General features: G+C 30.9%; 13 protein-coding genes. 12 read left to right on the top strand and 1 reads right to left on the bottom strand.

Features of this window, described 5'->3' with window-relative positions; genetic code table 11:
• Positions 1-10: 10 nt before the first annotated feature.
• The 3 genes from H8S20_RS17185 (at position 11) to H8S20_RS17195 (ending at position 2992) form a co-directional block, all read left to right on the top strand.
• The gene (locus tag H8S20_RS17185; protein ID WP_186860874.1) at positions 11-715 is read left to right on the top strand and encodes a hypothetical protein; all 705 of its coding nucleotides are present in this window, start codon (positions 11-13) and stop codon (positions 713-715) included.
• Between the two features lie 133 nt (positions 716-848).
• Positions 849-1769: an ABC transporter ATP-binding protein gene (locus tag H8S20_RS17190; protein WP_032119331.1), complete on the top strand. Its 921-nt coding sequence runs from the start codon at positions 849-851 to the stop codon at positions 1767-1769.
• Positions 1769-2992, top strand: coding sequence for a DUF2705 family protein (locus H8S20_RS17195; protein ID WP_032119330.1), 1224 nt, complete (start codon positions 1769-1771; stop codon positions 2990-2992). Before H8S20_RS17190 ends, H8S20_RS17195 begins: the two co-directional genes overlap by 1 nt.
• Before the next feature lie 139 nt (positions 2993-3131).
• On the opposite strand, the gene H8S20_RS20740 is transcribed toward H8S20_RS17195, so the two are convergent.
• Complete coding sequence (locus H8S20_RS20740) at positions 3132-4292, bottom strand: 3D domain-containing protein (RefSeq protein ID WP_032119329.1); 1161 nt, start codon at positions 4290-4292, stop codon at positions 3132-3134.
• Between the two features lie 177 nt (positions 4293-4469).
• On the opposite strand from H8S20_RS20740, the gene H8S20_RS17205 reads away from it, so the two are divergent.
• The 9 genes from H8S20_RS17205 (at position 4470) to glpK (ending at position 13652) form a co-directional block, all read left to right on the top strand.
• Entirely contained in the window at positions 4470-5345 is an 876-nt protein-coding gene (locus tag H8S20_RS17205) for a nitroreductase family protein (protein ID WP_243177750.1), read from the top strand.
• Between the two features lie 123 nt (positions 5346-5468).
• Positions 5469-6668 carry an alanyl-tRNA editing protein gene (locus H8S20_RS17210; RefSeq protein ID WP_032119328.1) on the top strand — a complete coding sequence of 400 codons (1200 nt, stop codon included), beginning with the start codon at positions 5469-5471 and terminating at the stop codon, positions 6666-6668.
• A 77-nt stretch (positions 6669-6745) separates the two neighbouring features.
• A complete protein-coding gene (locus H8S20_RS17215) occupies positions 6746-7441 on the top strand; it encodes a FliH/SctL family protein (RefSeq protein WP_186860875.1) in 696 nt (231 codons plus the stop codon).
• 171 nt (positions 7442-7612) lie between these two features.
• Positions 7613-8212, top strand: coding sequence for a hypothetical protein (locus H8S20_RS17220; protein WP_032119327.1), 600 nt, complete (start codon positions 7613-7615; stop codon positions 8210-8212).
• Positions 8213-8376: 164 nt separating this feature from the next.
• On the top strand, positions 8377-9813 hold the full coding sequence (locus H8S20_RS17225) for an NAD(P)/FAD-dependent oxidoreductase (protein WP_186860876.1): 1437 nt from the start codon (positions 8377-8379) through the stop codon (positions 9811-9813).
• Between the two features lie 27 nt (positions 9814-9840).
• Complete coding sequence (locus H8S20_RS17230; RefSeq protein WP_186860877.1) at positions 9841-11100, top strand: NAD(P)/FAD-dependent oxidoreductase; 1260 nt, start codon at positions 9841-9843, stop codon at positions 11098-11100.
• Between the two features lie 4 nt (positions 11101-11104).
• Positions 11105-11470, top strand: a complete 366-nt coding sequence (locus tag H8S20_RS17235) for a DUF1667 domain-containing protein (protein ID WP_032119324.1) — start codon at positions 11105-11107, stop codon at positions 11468-11470.
• An 85-nt stretch (positions 11471-11555) separates the two neighbouring features.
• The gene (locus tag H8S20_RS17240) at positions 11556-12119 is read left to right on the top strand and encodes a glycerol-3-phosphate responsive antiterminator (RefSeq protein WP_032119323.1); all 564 of its coding nucleotides are present in this window, start codon (positions 11556-11558) and stop codon (positions 12117-12119) included.
• 42 nt (positions 12120-12161) lie between these two features.
• Entirely contained in the window at positions 12162-13652 is a 1491-nt protein-coding gene (glpK, locus tag H8S20_RS17245) for a glycerol kinase GlpK (protein WP_186860878.1), read from the top strand.
• The last annotated feature ends 12 nt before the right edge of the window (positions 13653-13664 follow it).

Genomic DNA, 13664 nt, shown 5'->3' on the forward strand with positions numbered 1-13664 from the left:
GTGTATTTATATGTTTAAGTTTGAAAGAGATTGGCTTATGGAAATTAAGAGAATAGCAGCAGTGTTTTTTGCAATAATAGCAGTTTTCTTTATTGGATTTTTAATAACTAGAAAATATAATGGAGAAAATTATTGGTTTATTTCATCAGCGGTTTTAAAATCTTTAACAAGTGTAGGAACTGTTATTATTTCTCTTATTCCTATATTAACATTAATAACTATTACTCCAGCAGGTGAGAAAATTTATGATGGGGCAGGGTGTGTAAAAACGAATCATCTGCCATTAAGTAAAAAAAAGCTTGCTTGGAAAGGGGTAAAATTATGGCTTAAGGTATATCCATTATGGATTATTACTGCACCATTTATATATTCACTATATAAAAGTAAAGTTGAAACAGGCAGTTTAAGTAGTATTTTAATAGATATACTAATATACTTATTATCAGGCTCTATTTTGATTTTAGCATTTGGTGTTCAAGCAGTAGGAAGTATAATAAAAAGCTATTCTGAAAACATAAAATTGTATGTAATTGTGCCAATTCAAGTAATATTAAATATAGTTTTAATATATGGTGGAATATTTATTGGCTATAAATTAGGACTTGATATAGATAATGATATGAGATTAATGGTAGCCGTATTTGGATGTTTAACAATAGTAAGCTTAATATATTTCTTATGTAATTTTAAAAATATAGAAAAAGTTTATAGGTAAAAATAGACCTCAGAAGTCAAAAACTTTTGGGGGATTTTCTTTTTTAAGGAAATCTTAAGAAATTTCATAATGTATATTAAGATTTATTGTCTATAATTAGAAATATGATGGACAAATATTGGAGGAAAGATAAATGAAGGTTTTAGAGGTAAATAATTTAAAAAAGACCATTGGAAAAAGAGAAATTATTAAAGGTGTAAGCTTTGAGATAAATTCAGGAGAGATATTTGGTTTCTTAGGACCTAATGGAGCTGGGAAGACTACAACTATAAGAATGTTAGTAGGTTTAATTAAACCTACAGAAGGTGAAATTAAGATTTGTGGTCATGATTTAAAAAAGGATACAAGCAGGGCATTAAATGAGGTTGGGGCAGTAGTTGAAAATCCTGAGTTATATAAATACTTATCAGGAAGAGAGAATTTGATGCAAATAGCTAGAATAAGAAAGATATCAAAGGAGCAGGTAGAAGAAACTATTAAGCTTGTTGGGCTTGAAAATAGAATAGATGACAAGGTTAGAAAGTATTCTTTAGGAATGAAACAGAGATTAGGACTTGCAGCATCGCTTTTATCTAAACCTAAGCTTTTAATATTAGATGAGCCTACTAACGGATTAGATCCATCAGGGATATTAGACTTTAGAGAGGTAGTACAAAAGGCTGCAAGAGAAAGAGATATGGCTGTATTTGTATCTTCACATATTCTATCAGAAGTTCAAAATCTTTGCGATAAGGTTGCATTTATTAATGATGGTGTAATTAAAGCTGTAGAGGAGATAAATAAAAGAACAAATACTATGGATACAGATAAAGATGTAGTATGCTTAGTATCTAATGATGACAAAAATAATTTAATCAAAGAAATAAATAAGTTAACTTATATTTCATCTTGTAAAGAAGGAGAGAAAGGCTTAAAGATAATTTTGGAGTGTAACTCTACTCCTAAGCTAGTTAAGCATTTAGCTATGAATAACTTTAATGTTGAAGAGATTTACAAGGAAAGAAAGGGACTAGAGCAAAGATATATGGAGCTAGTTGAAGGAGGTATAAGATAATGTTATTTACACTTATTAAAAATGAATTTATTAAATTATTAAAGAAAGGAAAAACGTGGATAGTATTTGCTCTTTTTGCTTTATTTATTGGAATAACAATTTTTGGACAATATAGCCAAGATAAGAATATGAGAATGTGGCAGTCACCTGAAAAACAGTTAGAAATGGCAAAAGAAAACTTAGATTATTATAATAATGAACTTGAATTAAACAAAAACTCTGATGCTAACCCAGATTATATAGCATCGCTAGAAGAATCAATAGAATATTCTAAAGAGCAGATAAAAAGTTATGAAGACATAATTAAAAATGGTGTAAATGAAGATGAGTGGAAAAAGCAATTAGATGAAGAAATTAAATATGCAAAAGAAGATATAGCAAGATATGAAAAGTATGATGACGAGTGGTCAAAGCAATATATAGTGCAAGCGCAAGAAAGATTAGAAGAATTTACTTATTTAAAGGAAAATAATATTCAACCACTTTATGGATGGGAATATGATGCTTATAACTACATGAGTTCATTGATGCAATTTTTAGGAATGGCGATATTAGTAGCTGGGATAGCTGTATTTATGAGTGATATAGTATCAGGGGAATGTACTCCTGCAACACTTAAGTTCTTACTTATCCAACCAGTAACTAGAGGCAAGGTATTATTATCAAAGTTTATAGCTGTAACTATTACGGTTCTTTCAATGATACTTGGAGGTGAACTTTTAGGATTCTTATTTGTTAATTTAACATCTAATAGTAATTCATCAAGCTATCCAGTGAGTATAGGAACATTGTATGAGAAAATAATAAATCCAGATGGATCGGCAATGTTATCTAAAGTAATTGGTTCAGGGCATATGGGAACAAACTTAGAACTATTTATAAAGTCAATGCTATTCCAAGGGTTATTTATAATAACGGCCTGTGCTGTAATATTTATGATTTCAACACTAATAAAAAGCAGTATGATTACTATGGCAATTTCAGTGGTAGTAACTGTATTTCTAACTATAGGAAGCTATAATCTATCAGCATTAAGAAAGATAGCGCACTTAGTATTCTTGAACTTTGGAGACTCAATAAGCGTATTTACAGGAAGTAGTGCTATGATGATGCAAAATCCTAATATAACAGTTACAAATGGAATAATAGTAATGATAATCACAAGTATAGTTGCATATGCAATAGCACATATTAACTTTAGTAAAAAAGATATTTTGATTTAATTATATACATCAAATATATTTTATGATTGAGGTTATGTAACGTTAGAGTATAAAAGTTAAGACTTTAATTGGCAGATAAAAAAAGCTTGGACAGAATTATTTCTATCCAAGCTTTTAACTTTCATGTTAGAAAAATATTTTACCACTCCCCAGGGTAAGCAAGTACAGTAACTTCTACCTGTCTACGTCCCCAGCTAATACACTCACTATGTGTATTAAAATATACGTCTACTATGTTTCCTTTAATAGCACCACCTGTATCTGATGCTATTGCAACTCCATATCCTGATACATAAACCTTTGAACCTAAAGGAATAACATTTGGATCAACTGCAACTGTACTTATTCCATTTGGATTATGGACTGGTTTAAGCCCCATAGCAGTTAAACCACCACCGGTATAAGCTGTTGATTCCATTTGATATGTTGCTTTACCATCCTCATTTAATGATGGAGGCGCAGCAGGTGGAGTATTAGCTTCTTCAATTAGAACATTACCTTGATATATTCCATCCTGAGCTAGTCCAATTACATAAGGACTGCTTAATTGTGGAAGTAATCCTTCAAGAGTATTTACAGCGTCTTGAATTTGAGATATTGAAGAACTAGAAGAGTTAATAATTGATAATGGATGTTCAACAAGCGTTTTTTCATTAGCTTCGATTATTGCAAAAATTTCATCTTTTTGTTCATTAAGTTGATTTAAAGCTAATTGTTGCTCGTCCTTTTTACTTTCAACTTCTTCTAAGTCTTTAGAAATTTGATCATTAAGTAAACTTAGCGTATCTTCATTATTCTTAAGTGACTCTGAAGTTTCTTCAAGTTTATCCTTCTTCTCATCAATATCTTTCATAAGTTCCTTATCAAGTGATACTATTTTCGACACAGCGTGTATTCTGTTAAATAAATCTGAAAAGTTTTCTGAATCAAGAACAAACAAGATAATATTTGAGCTAAGATTACTTTTATATAAGGAACGTACTCTAATATTAAGTTTATCTTGTGCTTCAGCCATTTCTTTTTCGTTCTGAATTAAGAGATTTTTTATGTTTTCTATTTCTATTTTTGTATCTTCGATTTTTCTGTTGTTTTCCTCTAGGTTTTGATTAATTTCTTCAATTTCAACATCTAAGCTAGAGATCTTTTCATTAATTTGTTTAATTTCCGTGTTAAGTTCTTGATACTTAACTTTATGTTCATCAATAGATGCATTTTCAGGAGCTGCCATTACTGGAAAAGAAACATTAAAAGTAACACATAGTGCTAAAGCGCTAGCTATTAATTTTAATTTTTTATTCAAAATATACCTCCTAGTATCTAATGGTTACATACCTAGTATATAACATAATCATAATAAGATGCAAATTTGCACTTGATTGAGGAAAATATGTAAAAAATATGTAGTAATGATATAATAGTTGTAATGCATATATTTTTTTAGGTATAAATAATATCAGTGGTGTATATGGGGTGATAAATGATGAATAATAGTAGTAGTTTTGAAAAAACAATATCTGAAATAATTAAAGAGAGAACTTCTGTAAGAACTTATAATCAAAATGATATAGATGAAGAGAAAATCGTTAAAATAGAAGCCTTTATAAATAATTTAAAAGGACCTTTTTATGAAAAGGTAAGATTTAGAATAATAAATTCACAAGAACCGTCAAAAGGAGAAAAGATTGGAACCTATGGTATTATAAAAGGTGCAAATATATTTATTGCTGTGGCATATGAAAATGGAGAGATGGCCTTAGAAGAAGTTGGTTATGAAATGGAAAAGTTGATTCTTTATATAACGTCTCTTGGATTAGGTACTTGCTGGATTGGAGGAACTTTTAATAAAAGTGAATTTTCAAAGGCTATGGATTTAAAGAGTAATGAGATCTTACCTATAGTAACTCCAATAGGAAAAAGTGAAGAGAAGAAGCGTTTTATAGAGAGAGCTATGAAGCTTTTTGCTAAATCAAAAAAGAGAAAAGAATGGTGTGAACTTTTTTTCTTAAGAGATTTTTCTATGCCATTGACACCAGTAATTAATTTAGGGTACTTTAAAGAAGTATTAGAAAATGTTAGACTTGCTCCATCAGCACTAAATAAACAGCCGTGGAGAATAGTAAAAGATAGTAATAAATTTCATTTCTATATTAATTCATCTAAGATAAAAAATGGTGAATTAACTTTTGATATTCATAGGATTGATATGGGGATAGCTATGTGTCACTTTGACTTAACATGTAGAGAAATTGGATTAGAAGGAAGATTTATTAAAGATAATCCAGAAATAGAAAATATACCTAGAAATACTGAGTATGTAATAACATGGGTTTTAGGAAGTAATTATGATATTTAAAGATAGTTATTTTTTATAAGAAATATGTTAAGTATTTAGATTATAAATCTTTTAAGTTATAAGTGATAAAAAAATTACTTAGGAGAAGATTTGTCTTATGACAAAAAATGGAGGGAAATATAAGTGGAAAAATTATATTATTTAGACAGATATATTAAGGAGTTCACAGCTGAAGTTTTAGAAGTTAAAGAAGTTGATGGAAGATATCATGTGGCTTTAGATAAAAGTGCATTTTTTCCTGGTGGAGGCGGACAGCCAGCAGACACAGGAAGTATCGAAGAGAATAAAGTTATTGATGTATATGAAGATAAAGGAATAATATATCATGTTGTAGAGAAGAAACCATTAAAAATACATAGAGTTAAATGTAAAATTGATTGGGAAAAGAGATATGATGGAATGCAGCAGCATTTAGGACAACATGTACTATCGGGATGCTTTTATTCATTATTTAATGCAAATACTGTAAGTTTTCATATGGGAAGTGAAAGTAGTACTGTAGATATTGAAGGTTTCTTAGATGAAAGTAAAATAAGAGAAGCTGAAAGGCTTGCAAATGAAATAATTAATGAAGACATTGAAGTTGAATTTTTAACTCCAAGCAAATCAGAACTTAAAAAAATTAAAATCAGAAGAGCACTTCCTAAAACTGATGATGCTATTACAATAGTAAAAATCGGTGATCTTGATATAAATGCTTGTTGTGGAGTACACCCTAAATCAACCTTAGATTTAAGAATGATTAAGATTAGAAGATGGGAAAAGCATAAAGGTGCAACTAGAATAGAGTTTCTAGCTGGAAAAAGAGCTATAGATGATAGCTTAAGGAGAGATAGTATAATTTCTACTATTTGTAAGTCGATGAAATGTGGAGAAAGTGAAATACTAAACATAATAAGTAAATCAGCAGATGAAATTAAAGAATATCAAAATGAAAATAGAATGCTAAAGGCAGAACTAAGCAAATATGAAGTAAAGGAAATGATAGAATCTGCAGATAAGATTGGAGATATATCTATTATTAAGAAGATTTATGAAAAGTCTGATTTAAAGCATATTGGAAAGCTTGCTGAAAAGCTAGCAGAAAATAAAAAAACTATAGCACTTTTTGCTGTTAAAAGTGATGATAGATCAAATTTAATTTTTGCTTCATCAAAAGATAATGATATATCTATGAATGAACTTCTTAAAGATGCAATTACCTTAATTGATGGAAGAGGTGGCGGAAGTAAATATTTAGCTCAAGGTGGAGGAAAAAGTTCAAATAATTTAAAAGCGACTATAGATTATGCCTTTATGAAAATAAAAAATAACAAAAGCTAATATAAAAATCATTAACATATATATCCATAATGCATAGAATGTAGTATAAAATAAATTATACAAAGGAGATAAAAGTTATGGACGAAAGACGTTTTAATGATTTTGATGAATGCGAATGCTCAAATAATGAAGGATTTGACTTTGATCAATTTGATTTTGATGATGAAGACTTTGGAGATAATAGAGACTTCAGAGAAAATAGAGATTTCAGAGGTAATAGAGACTTCAGAGGTAATAGGGACTTTGACGATGAAGACTTTGACTGCGATATAGACTTTGACTGCGATAGAGACAGAGACAGAGACAGAGACAGAGATAGAGATAGAAATTGTGACTGCGATAGAGATAGAAATTGCGATAGAGACAGGGATAGAGATTGTGACTCTAGGCGTGGACAATGCCTTAATGCTATTAATGCTGCTTTTTGTGCTGGAAAAGAGCAAGGATTTAGGCAAGGTAGATGTGTTGGCTTCAGAGAAGGTAGGAGAGTTGGTTTCAGAGAAGGATTCAGAAGAGGATTCGAGCAAGGAAGAAGAATTGGTTTCAGAGAAGGCTGTGAAGCTGGAAAACGTCAAGGATTTAGAAATGGCTTTGAAGAAGGAAGAGAAGTAGGTCGTCAAGAAGGTAGAGAAGCAGGATTAAGACAAGGCTTTAGAGAAGGTTTTAGAGCTGGATTTAATGAAGGATTTAGAAAAGGTAGGGACTGCGTTATAAAGAAAGTACTAGAAAGCTGTAACGGTTGTAGAAATATTAGAAGCGGTAGAAACTGTTAGTTATTATAGGTTGTATCAAATTTTGATACAACCTTTTTATTATTATATAGTACTTTTTTATTACTAGGATGTTATTTATATTTTGTAATAATTAAATTATTTAGTGAAATAATAAAAGTATCAATTGTAATAAGTATGATAAAGTTTAAAAATTAAGTTTGAGGAGGACAAATGATGAAAGCAAAATCATTAGCAGTGGCATTATTTTTAGGAGTAGCCGTATTAGTTGGTTGTAGCACGACTAATACACAGGATAAAAATCAAAATAATACAACTAACAATGGTATAACTACAGGGGATAAAGGGAATTTAACTACAGAGAATCCTGGGGATACAGACGTAGTAAGTTCAGCATCTTTAGCAAGTGATGAAGAAACACTTAAAAAAGCTTTAAAGGATAGTTGGATAGTATTGGTAAAAAATGATATAACAACTGACAAAGACATAGTCGTAGAAGGCGATTTCACTAAACCAGATAAAAATGATTCAAATAAGATGGTTCCTGCTGGACGTACAATAGCTCTTTATGAAAATGGTGATAATAACACAACAAAATCTTATACATTAACAACACCAAAAGTTACCGTAAAGAGTAAGGATACTAAAATTGAAGGTGGAACAATTGTTGGAGATATATATGTAGAATCTGATGGATTTGAACTTGAAAATGCAAAGGTTGAAGGAAATGTATATTTCTCAAAACAAGAATACAAAGATTCATTTAAGAAGGATGATAAGAGCACAGTTACTGGAGTTCAGGAAGTAAAATAATTTTTTTGAAAATAAAGAATAAAATATAACATAGTATAATATATTTATTAATGAGAGATAAGAAAAAATAAATATATTAGAGGTTGAGATTGTGAGAACCTTTGGGATCGTAGAAGATCACCAAGGGTTCTTTTTGCTTTTTTTAATAAAACGGAGGTAGTGATATGTATGATGTTGTAATCATTGGTGCAGGTGTTGTAGGTTGCGCAACTGCTAGAGAACTTTCAAAGTACAAGCTTAAGACACTAGTATTAGAAAAAGAAAGTGATGTATGTTCAGGAACAAGTAAGGCCAATAGTGCCATAATACATGCAGGATTTGATGCTAAGCCAGGTACATTGAAAGGAAAACTAAATGCAGAGGCTAATAAGATGTTTGATAAACTTGCAGAAGAATTAGAGTTTAATTTTAAGAGAAATGGATCATTAGTACTATGTTTTGATGAAAATGATATGGATAAACTTTATGATTTAAAAAAAAGAGGAGAAGATAATGGGGTTCCAAATCTGAAGGTATTATCTGGTGATGAAGTAAGGGAAATGGAACCTTATGTAACAGATGATGTGGTTGCAGCTTTATATGCCCCTACAGGAGGGATAGTATGTCCTTTTAATTTAACTATTGCCCTAGCTGAAAACGCTAATGTTAATGGAGTAGAGTTTAGGTTTAATTCTAAGGTAAAGGATATCAAGAAAGACAAAAGTAACTTTAAGGTATTTGTTAATGATGAAGAGATAGATACAAGGATGATTGTTAATGCAGCAGGTTTGTATAGTGATGTTATTAATAGCTTTGTTTCTGAAGATAAATTTACTATTAATCCAAGGAGAGGGGAATATAACTTATTTGACAAATATGCAGGAGATATAGCTAAGTGTACATTATTCCAATTACCAACAAAGTTAGGAAAAGGCGTGTTAGTAAGTCCAACTGTAGATGGAAATATTATTGTAGGACCAAATGCTGTTGATATTTATGATAAAGAAGATTTAAGTACTACTAGGGAAGGTTTAGATGATATTATAGAAAAAGCCTTATTGAGCGTCAAATCATTACCTGGAAACCTTATAATAACTTCATTTACAGGATTAAGAGCTAGGACAGATAGAGATGATTTTATAATTGGAGAACCTAAAGATGCTAAAGGTTTTGTCAATGCGGCAAGTATAGAGTCGCCTGGCTTAACAAGTTCACCAGCAATAGCAATTATGGTTAAGGATATTATTATAGAAAGATTAAAGCCAGAAGAAAATAAAAATTTTAATCCAAAGAGAAATGCGATAAAAAGATTTAATGATATGAGTATAGAAGAGAAAAGAGAAGCTATAAAGAATAATCATCATTATGGAACTATTGTGTGTAGGTGTGAAATGGTAACAGAAGGAGAGATATTAGAAGCTATAAATAGACCTCTTGGAGCAACAGATTTAGATGGAATAAAAAGAAGGACAAGAGCTGGTTCTGGTAGATGTCAATGTGGTTTTTGTGTAACAAGAATTATGGAGATATTAAATGGTGAAAAGAAGATACCTCTAAGTAAAATAACTAAGTTTGGCAGAAGGTCTAATATTTTAGATGGAAAGCCTAAAGAATATCTTTAGCTTAGATTAATGGAGGGGAGACATAAAATGAAAAATTATGATTTAGTTGTAATAGGTGGGGGACCAGCAGGTCTTGCAGCGGCAATATTAGCAAAAGAAAGTGGAATTGACAGTATACTTATACTTGAAAGAGAAGAGGTTCTTGGTGGTATACTAAACCAATGCATTCATAACGGATTTGGGCTTCATACTTTTAAGGAGGAGCTTACCGGACCTGAGTATTCGCAGAGATTTATAGATAAGGTTGGAGAATATAAGATTGAATATAAATTAAAAACAATGGTATTTGATATAGATAAAGAAAAGAATATTTATGCTATTAATCCAGTAGAAGGATTATTAGAGATTAAAGCTAAGGCAATTATACTTTCAATGGGATGTAGGGAAAGACCTAAAGGAGCATTAACAATACCTGGAAGTAGACCTTCTGGAATAATGACAGCAGGGTCAGCACAAAAGTTTGTTAACATAAAAGGCTATATGCCAGGAAAAGAAGTAGTAGTACTTGGCTCTGGAGATATAGGTCTTATTATGGCTAGGAGAATGACTTTTGAAGGAGCGAAGGTTAAAGCAGTAGTTGAGCTATTGCCATATTCAAGTGGTTTAAAGAGGAATATAGTTCAATGTTTAAATGATTATGATATACCACTTATGTTTAGTCATACTGTATGTGAAATTCATGGCAGAGATAGGCTTGAAGGTGTGACTATAGGAGAAGTTGGAGTAGATAGAAAAGTTATTAAAGGAACTGAAAGTTATATACCATGCGATACTTTATTATTATCAGTTGGACTATTACCTGAAAATGAATTGTCAAGAAAAATAGGAGTGGATTTATCGAAAATCACAGGTGGAGCAATAGTAGATAATACACTAGAAACTAGTGTGCCAGGAGTATTTGCTTGTGGTAATGTGCTTCATGTACATGATCTTGTTGATAATGTAACTTTAGAGAGTTATGATGCAGGCAAAAATGCTTCTAGATATATAAAAGGACTTGAGATGGAAAAACGTCTTATAGAAATTAGTGGTATTGATGGAGTTAGATATGTTGTTCCTCAAAAGTTAAATTTAGAAACTATAGAAGATTCAGTTATTTTTAGGTTTAGGGTAGGAGATGTATATAAGGATTGCCATATATCTGTATATTTTGATGATAATCTAATAATTCATAGAAAGAAAAAAATATTAACACCAGGAGAGATGGAAGAAATCAAGGTTAAAAAGGATACATTTGATAAGTATAATTCAATTAATAAAATAATGTTTAAGGTTGAAAGGAGCTAGTGAAATGGAAAGGAAAGAATTCACTTGTATTGGATGTCCTATGGGGTGTGCTCTCCTTGTTGAGCTAGACTCAAATAATAACATTACAGTAACAGGTAATAGCTGTAAGATAGGTGAAAATTATGGAGTTAAGGAGTTCACTAATCCAACTAGAGTAATTACAACATCAGTAAAGGTTATTGGAGGAGATTATAATCAAGTTTCAGTTAAGAGTGAAAAAGATATTCCTAAAAATAAAATATTTGATTGTCTAAGGGCATTAAAAGATTTAGAAGTTAAAGCTCCAATAAATATTGGGGATGTAATTTATAAAGATATTGAAGGGACAAATGTTAATATCATAGCTACTAGAAATGTAAGAGAGTGTTAAATAATTAATTTAATGAAATAAAAAATAATTTAGTTATATAGTAAATTACAAAATCATAATTATTATTATGAGGGGAGATGAGAAAATGATAAACTTTTCTGAAGTCTTAAGTGATAATCCTGTAATTGGAGCTATCAGGAATGAAAAGGATTTCCAAAACGTTATAAACTGTGATGTAAAGATGGTATTTGTATTATATGGAAATATAATAAATATTCAAGAGATATGTAATGAACTTAAAATAAATGACAAAATCGTATTTGTAAATTTAGATATGATAGAAGGGTTAAGAGGAGATAAGTTTGGAATAGAGTTTATAAAAGAAAAAGTTAAACCTCATGGAATAATATCTACTAATAGTCATGTATTAAAACATGCAAAAAATTTAGGATTATTTACGATACAAAGATTATTTATATTAGATTCAGTATCAATAGAAACTGGAGTAAGTATAGCAAAAACTATAAAGCCAGATGCTATAGAAATATTACCTGGTATAGCTTATAAAGCTGTTGAGCTAATAAAGAATAGAGTAAGTCAACCACTTATAACAGGTGGACTTATATATAGTCAAAAAGATGCAGTTAAAGCTTTAGCAGCTGGAGTACTTGGTGTCTCTACATCATCTAGAGATTTATGGGATTTTTAAGCTAATATATTAAAAATTATTGAAAAATAGGGGGAATTAATTATGGCAAAATATGTTATGGCTTTAGACCAAGGTACAACTAGTTCAAGATGTATACTATTCAACAAACAGGGGCTTATTGAAAGTGTAGCTCAAAAGGAGTTTACTCAAATTTATCCTAAAGCTGGATGGGTTGAACATGATGCGATGGAAATTTGGGCAACTCAGATAGGTGTGGCAGAAGAAGCTATGGCTAAGATTGGTGCAAAAGCAGAAGATATAGCTGCTATAGGTATTACAAACCAAAGAGAAACAACAGTTGTTTGGGATAAAAACACTGGTAAGCCTGTATATAATGCTATAGTTTGGCAATGCAGAAGAACTGCTGGATATATAGATGAGTTGAAAGCTGAAGGGTATGATAAGGTTTTAAGAGAAAAAACTGGGTTAATAGCTGATGCATATTTTTCAGGATCAAAGGTAAAATGGATTCTTGATAATGTTGAAGGGGTTAGAGAAGAAGCTGAAAAAGGAAATCTTTTATTCGGAAACATAGATACATGGTTAATATGGAATTTAACTGGTGGTAAGGTTCATGTAACCGATTACTCAAATGCGTCTAGAACATTATTATTTAATATTCATGATGTGGCTTGGGACAAAGAAATATTAGAAAAATTTAATATACCAGAATCAATGCTACCAACTCCTAAGCCATCTAGCTGCGTTTATGGATATACAGCAAATGGAATATTAGGTGGAGCAATTCCTATAGCTGGAGCTGCTGGAGATCAACAAGCCGCTTTATTTGGACAAGTTTGTCATACTCCTGGTACAGCTAAGAATACTTACGGCACTGGATGCTTTATGTTAATGAATACTGGAGAGAGTGCTGTTGAATCTAAAAATGGATTATTAACAACTATAGCTTGGGGAATTGATGGGAAAGTTGAATATGCTTTAGAAGGAAGTATATTTGTAGCAGGTGCTACTATTCAATGGTTAAGAGATGAATTAAGAATGATAAAGACTTCTCCGGAATCAGAAAGATATGCTGAAGCTGTTGAAGATACAAATGGTGTATATTTAGTACCTGCTTTCGTAGGACTTGGAGCACCATATTGGGATCAATATGCAAGAGGAACTATAGTTGGATTAACTAGAGGAACTAAGAAAGAACACTTTATAAGAGCTGCTTTAGAATCTCTAGCTTATCAAACTTGTGATGTATTAAAGGCTATGGAAGAGGATTCAGGAATTAAGCTTGCTGCACTTAAAGTTGATGGTGGAGCATGTGCTAATAACTTCTTAATGCAATTCCAATCAGATGTATTAGGAGTTGAAGTTCATAGACCAGAAGTTATAGAAACTACAGCTTTAGGTGCTGCATATTTAGCAGGACTTGCAGTTGGATATTGGGCAAATAAAGAAGAAGTTTCTAAGAACTGGGCAGTTTCAAGAGAGTTTACTCCTGCAATGGAAGATGAAAAGAGAGAGGAATTATTGGCTGGATGGCATGAGGCTGTTAATAGGTCTTTAGGTTGGGCTAAATAAATTTAATATATT

Origin of the sequence: Clostridium hominis (assembly GCF_014287825.1) — a bacterium.
GTDB lineage: Bacteria > Bacillota > Clostridia > Clostridiales > Clostridiaceae > Clostridium > Clostridium hominis.